The sequence below is a fragment of the Escherichia sp. KTE159 genome (assembly GCF_000408805.1).
Classification (GTDB): Bacteria; Pseudomonadota; Gammaproteobacteria; order Enterobacterales; family Enterobacteriaceae; genus Escherichia; species Escherichia marmotae.
Map to the genome: position 1 here is coordinate 1,040,555 of NZ_KE137292.1, position 18,443 is coordinate 1,058,997.

18 protein-coding genes and 8 pseudogenes are annotated in these 18,443 nt (G+C 41.6%); 15 read left to right on the forward strand and 11 right to left on the reverse strand.

Annotated elements, in window-relative coordinates; all coding sequences use genetic code 11:
• Positions 1–111, forward strand: a pseudogene (locus A31E_RS0122375) (tail fiber assembly protein); the annotation flags it as partial.
• 546 nt (positions 112–657) lie between these two features.
• Positions 658–1,407 carry a DNA-binding transcriptional activator AppY gene (gene appY / locus A31E_RS16490; RefSeq protein WP_016248620.1) on the forward strand — a complete coding sequence of 250 codons (750 nt, stop codon included), beginning with the start codon at positions 658–660 and terminating at the stop codon, positions 1,405–1,407.
• 249 nt (positions 1,408–1,656) lie between these two features.
• Here the strand turns inward: appY and ompT are convergent, their stop codons facing one another.
• Complete coding sequence (ompT, locus tag A31E_RS16485) at positions 1,657–2,610, reverse strand: omptin family outer membrane protease OmpT (protein ID WP_001201818.1); 954 nt, start codon at positions 2,608–2,610, stop codon at positions 1,657–1,659.
• Positions 2,611–3,145: 535 nt separating this feature from the next.
• Here ompT and A31E_RS23975 point away from each other — a divergent pair.
• Positions 3,146–3,313: pseudogene (locus tag A31E_RS23975) on the forward strand (NADP-dependent isocitrate dehydrogenase); the annotation flags it as partial.
• 263 nt (positions 3,314–3,576) lie between these two features.
• Here the strand turns inward: A31E_RS23975 and A31E_RS0122380 are convergent.
• The 3 genes and pseudogenes from A31E_RS0122380 to A31E_RS26730 all read right to left on the reverse strand — a co-directional run.
• Positions 3,577–3,987, reverse strand: coding sequence for an ASCH domain-containing protein (locus A31E_RS0122380; protein WP_001516236.1), 411 nt, complete (start codon positions 3,985–3,987; stop codon positions 3,577–3,579).
• Between the two features lie 182 nt (positions 3,988–4,169).
• A complete protein-coding gene (locus tag A31E_RS25685; RefSeq protein ID WP_306799841.1) occupies positions 4,170–4,271 on the reverse strand; it encodes a DUF1317 family protein in 102 nt (33 codons plus the stop codon).
• A 106-nt stretch (positions 4,272–4,377) separates the two neighbouring features.
• A pseudogene (locus A31E_RS26730) lies at positions 4,378–4,524 on the reverse strand (exonuclease); the annotation flags it as partial.
• A 195-nt stretch (positions 4,525–4,719) separates the two neighbouring features.
• Here A31E_RS26730 and emrE point away from each other — a divergent pair.
• The gene (gene emrE / locus A31E_RS23985) at positions 4,720–5,052 is read left to right on the forward strand and encodes a multidrug efflux SMR transporter EmrE (RefSeq protein WP_001070432.1); all 333 of its coding nucleotides are present in this window, start codon (positions 4,720–4,722) and stop codon (positions 5,050–5,052) included.
• Between the two features lie 60 nt (positions 5,053–5,112).
• Here emrE and A31E_RS16470 read toward each other — a convergent pair whose 3' ends face one another.
• The gene (locus A31E_RS16470) at positions 5,113–6,156 is read right to left on the reverse strand and encodes an alpha/beta hydrolase (protein WP_001516240.1); all 1,044 of its coding nucleotides are present in this window, start codon (positions 6,154–6,156) and stop codon (positions 5,113–5,115) included.
• Between the two features lie 361 nt (positions 6,157–6,517).
• Between A31E_RS16470 and A31E_RS16465 the strand changes: the two genes are divergently transcribed.
• The 4 genes and pseudogenes from A31E_RS16465 (at position 6,518) to cspB (ending at position 9,001) form a co-directional block, all read left to right on the forward strand.
• A complete protein-coding gene (locus A31E_RS16465) occupies positions 6,518–7,069 on the forward strand; it encodes a kinase inhibitor (RefSeq protein ID WP_016248622.1) in 552 nt (183 codons plus the stop codon).
• Between the two features lie 9 nt (positions 7,070–7,078).
• Positions 7,079–7,874: pseudogene (locus tag A31E_RS0122385) on the forward strand (helix-turn-helix transcriptional regulator).
• Between the two features lie 216 nt (positions 7,875–8,090).
• Positions 8,091–8,414 (forward strand): annotated as a pseudogene (locus A31E_RS25690) (antitermination protein); the annotation flags it as partial.
• A gap of 371 nt (positions 8,415–8,785) precedes the next feature.
• Positions 8,786–9,001, forward strand: coding sequence for a cold shock-like protein CspB (gene cspB / locus A31E_RS16460; RefSeq protein ID WP_000066486.1), 216 nt, complete (start codon positions 8,786–8,788; stop codon positions 8,999–9,001).
• 279 nt (positions 9,002–9,280) lie between these two features.
• Here cspB and ynfU read toward each other — a convergent pair whose 3' ends face one another.
• Positions 9,281–9,451: a putative zinc-binding protein YnfU gene (gene ynfU, locus A31E_RS26190; RefSeq protein WP_001405948.1), complete on the reverse strand. Its 171-nt coding sequence runs from the start codon at positions 9,449–9,451 to the stop codon at positions 9,281–9,283.
• Positions 9,452–9,667: 216 nt separating this feature from the next.
• On the opposite strand from ynfU, the pseudogene A31E_RS23990 reads away from it, so the two are divergent.
• The 3 genes and pseudogenes from A31E_RS23990 to A31E_RS16455 form a co-directional block, all read left to right on the forward strand.
• Positions 9,668–9,745, forward strand: a pseudogene (locus A31E_RS23990) (holin); the annotation flags it as partial.
• Positions 9,746–10,220: 475 nt separating this feature from the next.
• Positions 10,221–10,527, forward strand: a pseudogene (locus tag A31E_RS0122395) (terminase small subunit); the annotation flags it as partial.
• A gap of 184 nt (positions 10,528–10,711) precedes the next feature.
• The gene (locus A31E_RS16455; RefSeq protein ID WP_001516244.1) at positions 10,712–11,821 is read left to right on the forward strand and encodes an alkene reductase; all 1,110 of its coding nucleotides are present in this window, start codon (positions 10,712–10,714) and stop codon (positions 11,819–11,821) included.
• On the opposite strand, the gene A31E_RS16450 is transcribed toward A31E_RS16455, so the two are convergent.
• The gene (locus tag A31E_RS16450; protein ID WP_016248625.1) at positions 11,822–12,733 is read right to left on the reverse strand and encodes a LysR family transcriptional regulator; all 912 of its coding nucleotides are present in this window, start codon (positions 12,731–12,733) and stop codon (positions 11,822–11,824) included.
• Positions 12,734–12,961: 228 nt separating this feature from the next.
• Between A31E_RS16450 and A31E_RS16445 the strand changes: the two genes are divergently transcribed.
• Complete coding sequence (locus A31E_RS16445) at positions 12,962–13,288, forward strand: EthD family reductase (RefSeq protein ID WP_001516246.1); 327 nt, start codon at positions 12,962–12,964, stop codon at positions 13,286–13,288.
• 112 nt (positions 13,289–13,400) lie between these two features.
• On the opposite strand, the gene A31E_RS16440 is transcribed toward A31E_RS16445, so the two are convergent.
• Complete coding sequence (locus A31E_RS16440; protein ID WP_000532916.1) at positions 13,401–14,117, reverse strand: YebC/PmpR family DNA-binding transcriptional regulator; 717 nt, start codon at positions 14,115–14,117, stop codon at positions 13,401–13,403.
• A 274-nt stretch (positions 14,118–14,391) separates the two neighbouring features.
• A complete protein-coding gene (locus tag A31E_RS0122400; RefSeq protein WP_032240664.1) occupies positions 14,392–14,721 on the reverse strand; it encodes a YkgJ family cysteine cluster protein in 330 nt (109 codons plus the stop codon).
• 52 nt (positions 14,722–14,773) lie between these two features.
• Here A31E_RS0122400 and A31E_RS26735 point away from each other — a divergent pair.
• The 3 genes and pseudogenes from A31E_RS26735 to ymgF form a co-directional block, all read left to right on the forward strand.
• Positions 14,774–14,859 (forward strand): annotated as a pseudogene (locus tag A31E_RS26735) (capsid protein); the annotation flags it as partial.
• Between the two features lie 672 nt (positions 14,860–15,531).
• The gene (locus A31E_RS16435) at positions 15,532–17,055 is read left to right on the forward strand and encodes a cyclic diguanylate phosphodiesterase (RefSeq protein WP_016248626.1); all 1,524 of its coding nucleotides are present in this window, start codon (positions 15,532–15,534) and stop codon (positions 17,053–17,055) included.
• Between the two features lie 170 nt (positions 17,056–17,225).
• Complete coding sequence (gene ymgF / locus A31E_RS16430; RefSeq protein ID WP_001065870.1) at positions 17,226–17,444, forward strand: cell division-associated protein YmgF; 219 nt, start codon at positions 17,226–17,228, stop codon at positions 17,442–17,444.
• A 307-nt stretch (positions 17,445–17,751) separates the two neighbouring features.
• Here the strand turns inward: ymgF and A31E_RS16425 are convergent, their stop codons facing one another.
• Together A31E_RS16425 and A31E_RS16420 are read right to left on the reverse strand one after the other, a co-directional pair.
• Positions 17,752–18,087 (reverse strand): YmgD family protein, encoded by a 336-nt coding sequence (locus tag A31E_RS16425; RefSeq protein WP_000979974.1) that lies wholly within the window; start codon positions 18,085–18,087, stop codon positions 17,752–17,754.
• Positions 18,088–18,090: 3 nt separating this feature from the next.
• Positions 18,091–18,435, reverse strand: a complete 345-nt coding sequence (locus A31E_RS16420; protein WP_000726984.1) for a YMGG-like glycine zipper-containing protein — start codon at positions 18,433–18,435, stop codon at positions 18,091–18,093.
• Between the last annotated feature and the right edge of the window lie 8 nt (positions 18,436–18,443).

The following is an 18,443-nucleotide window of genomic DNA, read 5'->3' on the forward strand; positions in this document are numbered from 1 at the left end:
GCAACGGAGGAAGAAACCCCGTTGCTGGAAGCCTGGAAAAAGTATCGGATGCTGCTAAACCGTGTGGACACTTCCGTAGCACCAGATATCGAGTGGCTTATTCAACCATAATAAACAGTATGTATATCATAGGTTATTAATTGTGAGTTTTTTCGGTGTGTTATTTGTTTGTTTGATGTTATGCTTTTGCGCCCCAAAAGGTTGTTTAGATGTATTTTATCAATTGATTTTCAATATCGTTTAATAAAGAAAAATTAAGCAAGCTGGATGTTGGTTTTTTGTTAATTGAATGGTTCTAATAATGTTTTTTTACTGTTGTTGAATGTGACTTGATAAGAAATGCAAGTAAAAATGATACTCTTTTTATTTTAAATTCAAACGGTTGACATATATATAGCAAGAGGTTTCAGGTGCGTTGTAGTGAGTTTATGTTAATAAAAAGCATAGTAATCGTTGAAAAAATGTAACTTTGAAATACGTTAGAATAAAAAACAATATACATATAATAATTTAATCTTAAATGAAATTTATTAAAATTTGCAAACTATAATTTTGTGTATAAAAATATAAATGCACATCATCCTGATTATGATTGTGTATTTAATTGGTTGTTATTTGACTACTATCAACTTGTTTTAATTTTATGATAGGTGCAAGATGGATTATGTTTGCTCCGTAGTTTTCATCTGTCAATCATTTGATTTAATTATAAACAGGAGAGTTATCTCGTTCAAAAAAAATTCATTGTTTATTGTAAGCGACAAAATTAGAAGAGAGTTACCAGTATGCCCCTATAAACTAAGAATTGTTGATATAGATAAGAAAACATGTTTATCCTTTTTTATCGACGTGAATAATGAGTTGCCTGGCAAATTTACTCTTGATAAGAATGGCTATATTGCTGAAGAGGAACCTCCATTATCGCTTGTTTTTTCTCTGTTTGAAGGGATTAAAATAGCAGACTCACACTCCCTTTGGTTAAAAGAAAGACTATGTATATCCTTACTTGCCATGTTCAAAAAACGCGAAAGTGTAAATTCATTTATACTAACAAATATAAATACATTTACCTGTAAAATTACTGGAATAATCAGTTTTAATATTGAGCGGCAATGGCATTTAAAAGATATTGCGGAATTGATTTATACGAGTGAAAGTTTAATAAAAAAAAGATTAAGGGATGAAGGAACGTCATTTACTGAAATATTGAGAGATACTAGGATGAGGTATGCAAAAAAACTCATAACTTCAAACTCTTATTCTATCAATGTCGTAGCCCAGAAATGTGGCTATAACAGTACTTCATATTTCATATGTGCATTTAAAGATTATTATGGTGTCACGCCATCTCATTATTTTGAGAAAATAATCGGCGTCACAGATGGAATAAACAAAACAATTGACTGATAATATTTATTACAAGTTGTCTACATGTTAATTATAATATTATACAGCGTGTTTTTTGATGTGATATTCTGGAACCATTAATTTGTAATTGGGTTGCTGTCGCCTATTTTATACACACTATAATTGATGGTTTTCTATGTGATTTAGTTAATAACCTTCTGGGTTTATTTTAAGGGTTAATTGTTACATTGAAATGGCTAGTTATTCCCCGGGGCGATTTTCACCTCGGGGAAATTTTAGTTGGCGTTCTTAAAATGTGTACTTAAGACCAGCAGTAGTGATGAAGTTATAGTTTTCTATGCCTGCTCCATTTTTGCTGTAGTCTGAAGTGTTATTATTGTGATCATAAAGTGAAGTATTACCTTTTTTATTCGTAACCCGATTCCATGCGCCTTCAACATAAACTTTTGCGTTAGGTGTGACGTAATAACCTGCATTGACTGCAACAGAATAGTAATTTTGGTCTTTGACCTTACTGCGATAAGTGATTCTTTTTCCCGGGTCATAGTGTTCATCGTTATCAGATGATTCCACCCAGCCGCTGTATTTAAATGTGCCACCTAGCTCAAAATCTTCATAACGATAACTTCCAGTCAAGCCAATGTAGGGCATTTTAAAACGTTGTTTGTAGCCGATTGCTCTTTCTCCATTCGGGAAGGAGCCGATATCATCTCTGAATCCCTCCTCAGAACTGTAGATATAGGAACCACCTCTGGCTGTAAAGCTATAACGGCTTTCCTGATATCCGGCCATGAGTCCCAGGCGGTAATTGGGTTCGTTGAGGAGCCAGCCTTTGATATTCAGATCAAATTCGTTGGCATAATTGAGTTGTGTATCAGGATGTCTACTTTCATCCGTCCAGGTTCCGGGGTTACTGGAATCCATCCAGTCCTGATCGACCATATTGCCACCTCGGCTGCCGAGTGTTGTCCAGCCAGCAGCCCCGATAGATATCTGAGGCATCAAATCCCAATTAATTGCACCTTTAATAATTGCAGCGTTATTGAATTTCCAGTCAAGTTGACTGACTTTTCGGCTTCCTTCTTCGGCTAGATAAACACGCTCTTTTGTTTTTCCGCTCAGAGTTCCAAGACTAATGTCCGCATTTATGTTGTCAGGAGTAAACGATAAAGTCTCGGTAGAAGCAAAAGAGTTGATCGCAATAGGGGTTGTCAGGACTATTCCCAGAAGTTTCGCCCGCATAAAAGTTCTCCATTCAATCGTTTTAATGATTGAATATGTATTTTTTATATCTAACTTAATGAGTCAATTACATATTGCTCCACTGTTTATATTTTGTTTAGTATTGAATGATTATCACAATGCGCTATCTGTTTTTGGTTTAATTATCTGTTATTGTTTCATATTGCGGTTTTACTGTGTGGTTTTTTTATGATTTTGTGGTGCTTTTATCTATTTAAGTGCCATGCCTTTAGAGGCATATAAGCGAAAATAGCATGAGGTTTATCCTCAATTACTATGTTTTTTAGTACAAAAAAGAGGGACAAAACTGAGACACATAAGGCCTCACAAAGGTCTGCAAGGCCTCACATGTATTGAGATGTTAATAAAATGTAGGCTTGTAATTTTGATATAAATGGTAGATAAAACCTTTCCCCAAAATAAAAACGAACGTCAATGAAATCAAACGGTTGAATAAAGTTGATTTTGGCTAATAAAAAGACAATAAAATAATTTTTATCATTAAATATCAATGAATTGAACTTAATGTTTTTATATACTGCTGCGCCATATGGGCTGGGTTGAAGCGGCTGACTTAATTGTTAAAGGTATGGAAGGCGCAATTAACGCTAAGACCGTAACCTATGACTTCGAACGTCTGATGGAAGGCGCTAAACTGCTGAAATGTTCAGAGTTTGGTGATGCGATCATCAAAAACATGTAATCACTACATGTGTTAAATATTGTAACGGGCGTATGACACGCCCGTTGTTTTATGTAAGTTTGCTAACGGTTATCAAAATAAGTTATCAAAACCTCTTAGTTGTTTGGGGTCGGTTGGTCAGTCAGATGACAGTTCTACGGCCAGGTTCCTATTAGACATTCCTCTATTTGGTGGACGCTCGTTAATATTTAGATCCGCTATGTGTCAGGTGCGGACATTGTTATAAATGCCAATTGATATAACGTCAGCTCGTTTATCTCATCTTACAGAACCTCAACAACTTCAAACTCTTCCATAATCAACTCCATATCTTCAGAAAAATGACCTTCCTGGGTGAAAAATCGTTGATGCTCTCTCTGCCAATATTCAAGGCTCAAATCGCCTTCACCTTCCTTGCGAGCTAACTCGGCAGTAACATCACAAAAACACACCAGTTGCATCGACACCAGCCTGGTCACGCATACCGGTACATCCTGGCCGTCAAGGATGATGTTATAGCTCCCAATCCTTGGGGCAAATTCTTCCTTCTGATAAGAGGCATAAGAGCCACAGGAGGCCGTTTTAATCCCTTTTTCTATAAGTGCTGCAAGCTCGTTAGCCAGTTCAGGGCTGTCGCCCATTTGCCAGGCATTCGCGTCCGGATATTTCATCTTTAGTTCATCAACCTTACCCATTACACGTCCTTTCTGATTGTAAATAATAGAGAAATAGCTGAGCATTAATTGTTCGAATATTAACAGTGATGCTTTCTTGCTAATATCATAGTTCGTTTTTCGCTCAAAGCGGGCTGTTTGGTTCTTTTTCATATGGGGTGAGAAATTCAAGGAGGCGTTGAGACGTTTAAATTTTCACAACGCTACTTTGCGCCATTCTTTACCTCAATTATCATGATAACGATCGGTTTGACGAAAGTGATCGCGCCTACGCGGATATTATCGTGAGTATGCTTCATCGCCATTGCTCCCCAAATACAAAACCAATTTCAGCCAATGTCTCGTCCATTTTTTTGATGAACTCCGGCACCATCTCGTCAAAACTCGGCATGTACTTCTCATGTCAGGCTACTTATTTCCTGAACGGGGTTTTGCTATAACGTTGTGAATTTCAGAAGCGGTAATGACGCTGAGCCGTAATTTGTGCCACGCATTATCTCCCTGTTTGACAGCCCTCACGTCGATCCCGGTACGCAGCAGGATAATGTCCGGTGCCATGGCGCCACCTTCTGCTCTGTGGCTTTCTGTTTCAGTAACCAGTATAAATCAGGCAGTGGCTAAAGTGGCGCAGACAGGAATTCAGGTTATCGATGGTATATAAACGAACATCAATGAATGCACCGGGATGAAACCGGTGAGTTAAGTTCAAACTGTAGTACAATTCTCTCCGGTATTAACAGGAAAGACTATGCTATGAATCCTTATATTTATCTTGGTGGTGCAATATTTGCAGAGGTGATTGGTACAACCTTAATGAAGTATTCAGATGGCTTTACACGGTTATGGCCCTCTGTTGGTACAATTATTTGTTACTGTGCATCATTCTGGTTATTAGCTCAAACATTGGCTTATATTCCTACAGGGATTGCTTATGCTATCTGGTCAGGAGTCGGTATAGTCCTGATTAGTTTACTTTCCTGGGGATTTTTCGGCCAACGTCTGGATCTGCCAGCCATTATAGGCATGATATTGATTTGTGCCGGAGTGTTGGTAATTAACTTGTTGTCACGAAGCGCACCACATTAAAAATAATTTCTTTTTAATCAAATGGAATATGTCAGCCCGCATGTAAATGCGGGCTGCTTTTTACAGGTTAGCGTTTGGGTTTTGTTGTTGGGTGGTGGTTTTCATAGGGACTCCCAGATTTTTAGTAAACCACTCAACAACCCTGTTTATAATAATTGGCTGATACCATGTATTATCTCCATGCTCAGCCCCTTCTACCAGCACGTACTCAGCATTATTGCCGTTCTTTTTCAACATTCTGAATAGTTTGGCACTTTGCTCCGGTGAAACCAGAGTGTCTTTGCTACCATGCATAATAAGAAATGGGGGTTTTACTCCTTTCATATGTCCGATTGGGCTGGCGTTTAGCGCTTTTTCTTTTGACGCTGTGATGGGGGCTCCCGCAAAACTTCTGAATGCAGGGCCATTGATCATTAAAGCTTCGGTTACGGCAGGAGATCGATGAACCTCCTGCACTGATTCAGGGAACCCCTCACCAATATTCAACAAGTCAGAAATCCCATAAAGTGTGGCAACTGCCTGAACATCTGATGATTGCTGAAGAAAGTCACCTTTATCAAAGGTTTTGTCACCATTTGTAGTTCCCATCATCTGGGCAAGCCATCCACCGGCAGAGTCACCCAGAACTCCGATTCTTTGAGGATCAACCCCATAATCGCTGGCATGCTCTCTCAGGTAACGTATTGCAGCTTTTCCATCCTCAACTGGCGCTGGAAATGTATCAGGAATTGTTCTGTATTCTACAGCGGCTACAACAAAACCAGCTTCTGCCAGAGCCATTCTCATTTCAATAAATTTGTCATGTTCAGAAGACATGAACCCGCCGCCAGGATAGTAAATAATGGCTGGTTTCAAATCATTTGTTCGCGGGACAAGAACTGACATGTGAAGCTGTCTGACAGAACGAGTCCCTTTTATCTGGGAATAAACAACATCACCAATAAGATCGACCTGGTTTCTGGTCGATGAAACATTAATGACATCTGCACCAGGGGTGTAACCAGGAAGATTAGTCTGGACAGTTGTTGAACAATTCCCGACCGACATGACTACTGACATACCATACAATAATGTTGCGGATGATAGTATTTTGTTAATTTTCATATTTTACATGCCTTGACTTATCGGATGAAATTTTCTTAGCGAATTTAACGGCAACTTAAGAGTTGTACAACAGGAGGTATCTTAGGAAACTCAACAAGATGTAAAAAATCCTTGTCAGTGAAATTGCGCGTATTCTGGTTCAAGAATAGCCGTCTATAAATCATACTAACTTATGCCAGCATGACTAATAATAAACCTAAAATCTATTTAGATAACATCAATATGATTCGTGCATATTATGGCTAATGCTGGGGTCTATTTTATAATTATGATTGCTTTTGCATGAACATTGCGTCTTTATGCATAATGAGATAAAGGAATATCAAATAAAATAACGATAGGTCATAACAAAGAGGTTTTTATGAAAAAACTTATCGTTTCAAGTGTATTGGTATTCATCACATTTTCTGCGCAGGCCGCAGAGTTTCAGGTCACAAGTAGTGAAATGAAAACAGGAAAACAACTTACAAAGTCTCATATCTTTTCCAGATTTGGGTGTGAAGGTGGCAATATATCGCCCTCATTAACCTGGTCTGGTGTCCCTGAGGGCACTAAAAGTTTCGCCGTAACTGTTTATGATCCAGATGCACCTACTGGTAGTGGTTGGTGGCACTGGACTGTTGTTAATATTCCAGCAACAGTAACATATTTGCCTGCTGATGCAGGAAGACGTGATGGTACAAAACTGCCGACAGGTGCTGTTCAAGGCCGAAATGATTTTGGCTATGCCGGATTTGGTGGTGCATGTCCTCCGAAAGGGGATAAACCGCATCATTACCAGTTTAAAGTATGGGCTCTGAAAACTGACAAGATTCCTGTAGATTCTAATTCCAGCGGAGCGTTAGTTGGTTATATGCTTAATGCCAATAAAATCACAACCGCTGAGATAACACCAGTTTATGAGATAAAGTAGGGTGAGAGTATGCTGGCAAAAGGTAAGACCAACCTAAAGATTGAAGAAATACGGATGCATAAACATCATGAGACTCATAGGGTTAGGGCTATTATGCCAGCTTTATGCCGTATCCGTCAGGGAAAAAATTATCAATTGGGAGACGCATAGTTTGACTGTTGATAATAATCAAATAATGTTATTTCCATGTGGACATGAGTTTTATATTGCGAATTATCCAGAAGCAGGTCTTTATCTTGCAGAAATGCTTTACTTCCCATTGAACTAATTGAAAAATTCCAAAAATTTTTTGCGGTAACTGATCAAACACGTAACAAAACAGGGTTCTGTTTACCTCAGAACCCTGAGTTAATATATTGTTGGGAGCAGCTAAAAATATCTATTTTTCGAGGTTTCTCAACTCAAATTCAGGAGCATTTAGCAATGGCTGTTCTACTTTCGTTAGGAGTAAATCATGCTAATTATTTACTTTTATCAGATAGTAAACAATCACTGATAAGTCGTTGTTATAACCTGCTGCTATCCGAACCAGGAGCAAAATGGACAGCAAACAAGGTTGCGAGATATCTCTACATTTCTGTTTCCACATTACATCGCCGTCTGGCAAACAGGGGGGTAAGTTTTCAAAGTATATTGGACGATGTGAGGTTAAATAATGCGTTGTCTGCTATACAAACGACTATAAAATCCATAAGCGAGATTGCCAGAGAAAATGGTTATAAGTGTCCTTCTCAGTTTTACTGAAAGATTCCATAATCGTTTTAAGATAACACCAAGAGAGCTAAGAAAGGCTTCCAGAGAGTAAAAGTATTTTAACTGTATCGATGTTTTTGGGAAATCAAAACGGCATAATTACCCTATCGGAGCCTGAACAACTCCGGTGGCTTCTGCGCTAAACAGGGACGTTTATGCGCACATACAATTTTTTGTATCCAGCGTTTGACCTCTGTGGAGGTGAAGCGTAAACCTGAGCTGAAGTTATCCGAAATGCCAACGCTGCTCGGATATACCGTCTACCTGGTGGGAGAAGAAACTATGTCAGTATTGTCATGGCAAGGGAGAAGTCAGCACGGTGAGCAGAGGGTGTAAGGGTAAAGGTATTGTCCTGGATAAAAAAGAATCCGGCTTCATGGCGTGCCTGTTTATAAGATGTGCGGACGTTGCAATGGAAATTGGTTTAGTCGTTTACCGCCCCCCAGGTGCGATGTCATGTCCAGAAGCTGGTTCCAGACATGACGGATTATCAATGGGATAAAGGATATGCTGACGTTATTGATAAACTGGTTACAAAGTGCTGGCAGGAAGAAGCGTATGTGAGGTGCAGTTAAGGAAATTGACAATATAAATAATTTTCAGCGAAGATGGCGGCATGATGCTTGCTTTTTGCTTCAAAAAACATGGGTGAGATTTTCTCAACGATGGGCTTTGTATATCCGGTGTTGAGAAAAAGTAGAAAACCCGCTAATGAGAGTTTTTTGTGTTTTAAATTGGAGGGGTGGCTGGATGTCTAAAATAAACATTGCTTCTATGTGTACAACTATGCGTTAATGATTGCGTCGGTTTGAAGAACAGACGATATACGAAGTAGTTTACTAAAGCAGTTCTCATTTCAGGTGTTATTCACTTATTCCTTCTTTGAGTCTCTCCAATTAAGTACGAAGTCGTTTCTGTTATACAAACCATTTATGCCGAAAGGCTCAAGTTAAGGAATGTAGAATGTCAAATAAAATGACTGGTTTAGTAAAATGGTTTAACGCTGATAAAGGTTTCGGCTTTATTTCTCCTGTTGATGGTAGTAAAGATGTGTTTGTGCATTTTTCTGCGATTCAGAATGATAATTATCGAACCTTATTTGAAGGTCAAAAGGTTACCTTCTCTGTAGAGAGTGGTGCTAAAGGTCCTGCGGCAGCAAATGTTATAATTACCGATTAAAATCCAGGACTCGACTGTATACGATAACGAAGATGGCTGATGCCTGAGTAGAGATGCAGATAGAGTAATGGATATAGAATCCCATTTTGTGGTGAAGTACAGGTTTGCTGTATGAATAGTTTAATAGCAGAAGCTAACTGCTGGCATAGTAAAACAAAGTGCGTAAGTGGGTGACTCCCACAAAAAGCACCACAATCTCAAACCCGCTCAGGCGGGTTTTTTCTTATCTGATTTAAATATATTATTAAAATATCAAAGCTCTTGATAAGTAATCAAAAATCAGGCAACAGCTTTAAGATTTGTTTGGAATACTTTGTTGCAATGAGGGCAGATTAAAAGGGCACCTTTTTGTACTCTGGAAAAACTGTGTTCTGATTCTTGGGTGCAGTTTGGGCAGGAGCATTTAACGAGATAATTACGGCGTGATTTTGAGTCTTTACGTTCTGACATAGGCTTTTCCTGTGTAAATGGTCGTATACAATACACTAAATAACAAAACATATCGCGCATTATTATTTAATACATGGGTTTTAACCCTATTATTTTAAATTTCTGTTTTTTAGTGTTGTTGTGAACAATGTTTGCTGTAAAAACTAACCCGTAGACTCCGATCTTTTCAAACATACTGCACCATTCGCGCACATCGGGGTGAGGATATGAAATCCATTGATAATAACAACTGGCGTCGCCTGTGGCACATCGGCCTGTAATGCTGGTTTCTGGGCATTGCCGTTACTCGATAAATGAACTCCGTCACATTTCAAGATTAAAGAAGAGAGGCGTAAGACTGCGAGAGATGAATGATGCCGCCATCATTACGCAAGACTGTTGCGGTTGCTATTACTTCCAAAAATCGTTATTTCCCTCAGAGTGAGGAGCAGAAAAAGAGAATATGAGACAGGAATGCTCCTCTTATAACTGGACTTGGTGACTAAAATTTTGCAGGCCCTTTCCGGCAATCCGGCAGACTACGGGGGAAGGCGCGCGGGTTTTCTCTATTTATGAAAATTTTCCGGTTTAAGGCGTTTCGTTCTTCTTCACAGTAACTTAATGTTTTTATTTAAAACACCGCCTAAAAAGAAAGGAAACGACAGTTACTGAAAATGGGCTTTTTGGCCTCTGCTGCTTCCTTCTCTGTTTTTTCCGTGGAATGAACAATGGAAGTCAACAAAAAGCAGTCGGCTGACATTTTTGGTGCGAATGTCCGTACTATTCAGAACTTACACGTGCGCAGACCGACGCACAGGAGCTGAAAATACCAGAGACTCTGCTGAAGTGGTGGAAACCGCATTTTGTACTTTTGTGCTTTCACGGATTGCAGGTGAAATTGCCAGTATTCTCGACGGAATACCCCTGTGGTGCAGCAGCATTTTCTTGAGCTGGATAACCGACATATTGATTTCCTGAAACGGGACATCATCAAAGCCATGAACAAAGCAACCGCACTGGATGAACTGATACGGGGCCGAGTGAATATATCGACCGCTGTCTGGAAGACTGTTATGTGCCAGAAGCAGATGTACTGAGCCTTCATCAACTTTGCGGCAGGCTTTATCTCCACGTGGGACATCACCTAAAAACAAAAATATGACGGCTTAATACTGAGAGAACACTAAATGTAGAAATTATGTCTACTTAGTTCGGACCAGAGTGCTGTTTTTTTATTACGTCGTTGAGACCATCATACTTCCTCCAGTAAAGGAGATAAAAATGGAAAAATTATTTACCCCGTTTCAGGTCGGTGACACTAACTTGGCAAATCGCGTCGTTATGGCACCAATGACCCGCTCACGGGCAATTTCAGACGATACTCCAGATGAACTGACTGCAAAATATTATCAGCAGCGCGCATCTGCAGGGCTCATTATTACAGAAGGATCGCAAATCTCCGTCCAGGGACAGGGTTATCTTTTCACTCCCGGAATCTACAGCGATGCTCAGGTGCAGGGATGGGGAAAAGTTACAAAAGCGGTCCACGACGCTGGCGGAAAAATTTATATTCAACTTTGGCACGTCGGGCGAATTTCTCACACAAGTTTGCAGGCTAATGGACAGGCCCCCGTCAGTTCGGTGGCAGTTAAAGCCAATAATTCCACCTGCTACGCACGCGACGAAAACGGCAAACCCGGTCCGGTTCCGGTATCGGAACCCCGTGCGCTGTCGAGCCCCGAGATTAAAGCCGTGGTGCAGGATTACGTTCAGGCCGCTAAAAATGCTATTCGGGCGGGCTTTGATGGTGTTGAGATCCACGCCGCCAATGGCTATCTGCTTGAGCAGTTTATTAATGGTGGGCTGAATACTCGCAAGGATGAGTACGGTGGCGCGGATACTGACAATCGCCTGCGCTTTGTTCTGGAAGTGACTGACGCAATCTCTACGGCCATCGGCTCAGGTAAAACGGGTATCCGCCTGGCTCCCTTCGGGCGTCTGTTTGACATGCGTCCTTTTGATGGCGAGGAAGAAACCTGGCTGATGCTTGCTGATAAACTCAGCGCCCGTTCTCTCTCGTATGTTCATCTGAGCGACCAGCAAACACTGGGAGAACAGGCCATCCCTGCCGGGTTTATTGAAAAATTTCGTGCAGCTTATTCCGGACCTTTGATTATTACTGGTGGCTTTGATAAGCAGCGTGCCGAAGCATATCTCCAGGAGGGGAAAGCTGACCTGATTGGTTTTGGTCGGCCTTACATTGCGAACCCGGATCTTGTGGAACGAATGGTTAATGACTGGCCGTTGAATGACGTTAACCGGGCAACGATGTACGGCGGAGATGAAAAAGGCTATACGGATTACCCCTTCTGGTCCGATAGCAGGGAATAATTAATCAAGCAGGCCGTCTTCCGCAGCCCTGACCAGGGTATCCACTACATAGCGGATTTTGGGCAGCAGTTGGCGGCTTTTTGGCCACAGCGCGCTGATAGGCATCTCCCCGCCGGAGTGTCCGGGCAGCACTTCCCGCAATTTACCCTCGTCGAGATATCTGCCCACCAACCAGAGGGGGAGTTGCGACAATCCCCCTCCCGCCAGGGTAGCAGCGAGCATCGCGTCACCATCGGCAAACTCATGGGTCGGCGGAGGGACAAAGCGGCTGATTTGACCATCCCCCTCTTTCAGCAACCACGAAACAGGCTGGTTACGGCGAAAGCCGACAACGCACTGATGGTGATTCAGGTCATCGATACTGACAGGCTCGCCGTGGTTGAACAGATAATCTGGAGAGGCGCAGATCACCAGCTTCTGGGTTGTCAGTCTTCTGGCAACCAGCCCACTGCTGTCTGACAGCTCACCAATGCGAACGACAAGATCGATCCCCTCATCAATCAGGTTAACGAACCGCTCGCTGAACGTAACGGTCAACGCCAGTTCGGGGTAGCGTCGGGTGATATCAAGCAGGATAGGAAGGATGCGCTGTCGTCCGAAGGCTGCAGGTAAATCTACCCGCAGGCGCCCGGAGGGCTGGCAGGTATGTGACGTCAGTTCCGCCTCAGCCTGCTCCAGGATATCTATTGCGCTCTGGCAACTGGCAAGAAAACGCTCGCCATCAGGCGTCAGGCTCAACCGACGGGTGGAACGTTGAAAAAGCTTCAACCCGAGGCGGTCTTCCAGACGACTGACGCTTTTTCCTATGGCAGACTTTGTCAGCCCCAGCTTTTCCGCTGCTGCCGTAAAACTTCCTTGCTGGGCTGTGGCGACAAAAGCCGTAATTCCCCCCAGATGATCTGTTCTTCTCATAATTGTCCGTGAGAGGTATTAGCCCTGTATACATAGATTTATTTTACAATAAATTGAAAACGATTTGTAGAATCTATGTCTACTCAGAGACGAGTGAAAGCGTGTTTATCGCACGAAGAAAAACAGCCATAGTCACCTTCTCTATTACGCTTCATCTAAATTGCAAGACGATGCCGGATTTCGCCGGCCAGTTTTACAAAAACATGAATTAATACAGAGGAGAATATGATGTCATCTGCTAACGGTTTCAAACATGTGGGCTTTCTTACCCGTAAAAAAGGACAGAGCTTCGACGATTTTGTTAAATACTGGGATGAGGTACATACAGCGATAGCGCTCAGACTCCCCGGCTTAAAAGGTTATGTACTCAACCCCATCGATCGGGAAAAATATCCCGATTCCCCCGTCGACGGTTTCTCCGAACTGTGGTTCGACTCACTTGAAGATGCTATCGCAGCATTCAATTCTCCCGTCGGCAAAGAAGCCTATGACGACGTGTCCAATTTTGTTGAACATGCTGCCATTACCTACATCACTGAAATCAGAAAGCGCTAATGCCTTAACATGCCGGGAGCGGTAGAGGTACTGGATTTAATGCGGAGTTTTTAGGTAAATCTAAGATAAGGTGAAGAAATCTGCCATAAAGGCAGATTTCTTAAATTCATAATTAGAGATTTGCAACGTTATGATATACTTTTTGAACATCATCATCATCTTCAAGGGCATCAACAAGTCCCTCAAAGATTTCTAAATCTTCTGGTGAAAGCTCAACTTCTGATTGAGCAATCATTTCTAATTCTGTTGTTGAGAACTCAGTAATTCCGGCTGCTTTTAGCGCTGCAATTCCTTTGTGAAGGTCTGTAGGCTCAGTATAAATAACGATATTTCCTTCTTCTTCGGTCACATCGCGAACATCAACTTCAGCATCAAGCAAAATTTCAAAAATATGGTCAGGATCTGTTCCTTTAAATACAATCACTCCAGTATTGTCAAACATATAGCTGACAGAACCTGCCGCTCCGATATTTCCGCCTTTTTTGTTGAAAATTGTGCGAACATTAGCAATCGTGCGGTTAACATTTGAAGTTAACGTTTCGGCGATAATCATTGAACCATTGGGGCCAAAACCTTCATAACGTCCTTGTACGAACGTTTCATCTCCGCCACCTTTAGCTTTATCAATTGCTTTATCAATGACGTGTTTTGGAACTTGTGCCTGCTTCGCACGCTCAATAACGAATTTTAAAGATGTATTTAATTCAGGGTCTGGTTCACCTTGTTTAGCTGCAGCATAGATTTCTACACCGAATTTTGCATATATTTTAGACGTTGCACCGTCTTTAGCCGTTTTTTTAGCAACAATATTGGCCCATTTACGTCCCACTGGAATGATCTCCTCGAAATTTATTTACATTACCGACAAGTTGATAACTTGTGTTTTTTCATCGTATTATATTATATCATAACATGAAAAAATTCGTCTATGGGAATATAAAATATTCTATTTTCACGCAAGGATATTTAATTTTAACGATGTTAATTATTGTCGATGCGTTATTTTATGATTTCATTTTTCATTGTTAATAATTAAACCGCAACAATAATGTCGCGGTATGGTTGATTTTGACACCTGAATGCCTTATTAAGGAGGCGCGGTTTTAAATTGGCGGTAGCCCATATTTAGCTCGGGCGCGATTACATGCCTCATTAATTTCTCCATGCTCGCCAGACATGGCGAATTCTCTACATGTGGATGAGCGATTCTTGTATATTGTGCAGCAGGCGTTTTTTCCAGGCGTTCCAGCCAGGGCAACACAGCGTGGATTCTTCTGGTTAGTACCGCGCATACATCGGTGGTAAGGGGATATCTGCTCAGTCAGATGAGCCGGTATGGTGCCGCCTGCATCATCAGCTTCGGCCCAGTAAAAAGAGACGCGGAAAAATGCACAACAGGCACCACACGTCAGGCATGGATTCGGATTGCTCATAATTCACCAGTACTACTATTTAAATATCACAACGAAACCGCAGACACGTCATATGAAAGCACGTGCCTGCGGCAGGCTGGCGAACTTTCTATAGTGCGAGTATTGAATGATTACCAGCCGTTATCAATTTTACATATCTATTTAGATATGACCAGACAAGTTGAATGCAAACTGGAAGAGTTAATCTTTACAATTTGTAACGTGGTGGTTTGTGAAAAGTGAACGTCTTATGTAACCAGAGTCTGTATTATATTGTCCCTATAGTCCGACTTGCTAAATATAGCGATTAGTGATTTCTTTTTAATTCTAATTGGTTAGGTAAGTTCATCAGAAAAAGTTATTTTTCTTGTTTTAACGTGTAAGGCTTATATTACTGCTATCCGTGTTTCACATTCATTCTAGTGATTTTGCTGTATGTATTGGTGCTGATTTGGGATGTGGCTATTGAGCGACATGGTCTGGCATCTCCATCTTATGATCTGGAGCCGCCGCTATCGAAGAAAAGACGCGGGGGCACGTACTGGAAAATTAACACCCACCTTACCAGCGAGGCCCCATCGACGTTGTGCCAGTTCATCATATCCTTACTTATTGATAGCTTATGTATAAAAGTGAAGGGGACACAGAGAACTTTGCCTGACCAATATTCTTGTTCCGTTTTGTTGTCCAATGCTTTTTCTCTGCTTTAAGTTACGGCATAGAGGGCAAAATTTCATCAAGAGTATGGATATTTCTGGTTCTCTCTACCATGCTCTTTGTAGACGCCAGATTGAGCGAATGAACACAAAATAATGGCCCCGGGACACGCAAATGCGCAATACACTTATCCCCATCCTCGTTGCGGTGTGCTTGTTTCTTACTGGTGTGTCTATTTTGAATTTTCAGCTCTGGTATTCCGCAAAAGCAGAGAGCCTGGCGGGGGCGAGGTACGCCGCTAACAACATTAATCATATTCTTGAGGAAGCGTCACAGGCGACTCGAACGGCAATGAAAATTGCCGGGAAGAGGTGCGATCTGGATGAACAATACCAACTAGGTACAGAGGCTGCGCTGAAACCACATCTGCGGACGATCATCATTCTCAAACAAGGTGCAGTCTGGTGTACATCGCTACCAGGTAATCGGGTTCTGCTATCCCGTATTCCTGTTATATCTGACAACAATTTGCTATTGGCTCCGGCGATCGACACCGTAAATAGATTACCCATCCTCCTTTATCAGATTCAATTCGCTGATACGCGTATCCTGGTGACAATTAGTGACCAGCATATCCGCGGGGCGCTCAATGTGCCGTTGAAGGGGGTGAAATATACTTTGCGCGTGGGGAATAGCATTATTGGACCGTCAGGAGATGTGACAACTCTCAATGGCAGCCATCAATTTTCTGGACGGGTAAATTCCACAGAATATCATTTCAGTATTATCTATAACCAACCGCCACTATTTAATTTCACCAGACTTATCGATAAAGGTTTGGGTATTTTGATATTCAGCCTGTTAATCTCCTGTTCTGCTGCTTTTTTGCTTGATAAATATTTTAACAAAAGTGACACACCTGAAGAGATCCTGCGTAGAGCAATAAGCAATGGTGAAATTGTACCTTTTTACCAACTCGTGGTTAATGGCCGGGAAGGGACGTTACGCGGCGTAGAAGTACTTGCCAGGTGGAAACATCCTAGCGGAGGATATATTTCACCCGCAGCATTTATTCCACTTGCTGAAAAATCAGGGTTGATAGTTCCGCTCACCCAAAGTCTGATGAACCAGGTCGCCACACAAATGAACGCGATCGCAAGTAAACTGCCGGAAGGTTTCCATGTAGGGATTAATTTTAGCGCCTCACATATTATTTCGCCTACGTTTGTTGAAGAGTGTCTGAAATACCGGGACAGCTTCACGCGCCATGATTTGAATCTCGTTCTTGAGGTTACTGAGCGTGAAGCTTTGCATGTTGATGAAAACCTTGTCCAGCGACTAAATATTCTGCATGAAAATGGCTTTGTCATTGCGCTGGATGATTTTGGTACGGGGTACTCGGGACTTTCTTATCTCCATGATCTGCACATCGATTATATTAAGATTGATCACAGTTTCGTTGGTCGGGTCAACGCAGATCCAGATTCCACCCGAATTCTGGACTGTGTGCTGGATCTGGCGCGAAGACTTTCTATCAGTATTGTTGCCGAAGGTGTCGAAACGAAGGAGCAACTCGATTACCTGAACAAAAATAATATCACGTTTCAGCAGGGGTACTATTTCTATAAACCGGTGACGTATATTGAGTTAGTCAAAATTATTCTCTCAAAACCGAGGGTGAAGGTGGTTGTTGAGTAAATATGTACTAATTCACGTAGCATGATGATGTCTGGCTAAAAAATGATCGAAAAGACTCTGTGGTGGTGCAATTGTAGACAGATAATTAGCTCGTTGCGTCTTGTTACTATTGTTCATTATTTTGTTTGCTATAATTATCTGAAATTGTTTTCAGGATCGCCGTCAGTAGCATGAACAATAGTAATAGCCTGGATTATTTCACTTTGTATATCATCTTCTCCATCGCGTTTATGCTGATCACCATTCTGGTGATCCTGGTCGCCAAACCCAGCATCTGGCTGGGAGAAGTGCTGGTTACCATAAATTTAATCAATGCACTTGTTTGGTTGGTGATCAATTTGCTTAACCGATTAAGAGAAAAGTTTGTAAGTCAAAGGGATCAACATTAATCTTTTTTATTATATTTTGATAATCTGGACTTATAGGATATTTGATCAGGCGTGTTTATAAGTCCAATCATTGAATAATTAATCATTAAAACTGAAAAACTATCCGGGTTTAATTTGAGGAATTGCTTTGGCGGTGAGTAACGCGTATACGAATATGATTGCAGGGAAATAGTTTTTGTGAAGAATAAAAAACTAAATCAATAAAATCACCAAAATAAATAATCAGTGCTTCAGTATTGTCTGTAAGTCTGTTCACCCGCTAAAAATACACCGCGTCGAATCAATCGGCGCGGTGCTACATTATCGATTATTTTTTACCGATGGCACGCATGGTGTCATCAATTGCGGTAATTAACAGCATTTGCGGATCTTTGGCACAAACCTGATTCAGTTTTTCTACCACTTTGGCACTCAGTTCCGGTGATTGCTCAATCTTTAAATCACGGCTGGTAACGCTGGCGTTACCCATTACCGCAACGATATCTGCAACCTGTGCGCTGTCAGTTTTTGCCATTTCGTTGGCTTCTGCGCAGGTAATATAGGTTTCTGCTGGCAAACCATTCTTAATATTATAGTCCTGAGCCCAGGTCATTGGTGCGAAGACGAACAGCCCCGCCAGTAAAGCAAATTTTTTCATCATCATTCCTTATTTCATTTTACCCAGAATTGCACCACCCGTACCGCCAATTACGGCACCTTTAATTGCGCCTTCAAGACCATTGCCGGTCAGAACGCCAGTGACCGCGCCAACGGCGGCACCCACTTTTGCGCCTTTACGGGCATTTTTACCATCGTGGCCTTTTTCTGTTACTGCACCAACGCCAGCGCCCACAGCAGCACCTTTCAGTACGCCATTAACACCATTGCCAGTCAGTAAACCAACGCCTGCGCCTAACAGTGCACCTTTCGTGGTGCGATTCATATCCGCCATCGCTGGCGCGGAGCAGAGCAATGCTGAGATAAGCCCTAAGGCGAGTATTTTTTTCTTCAACTTAGATG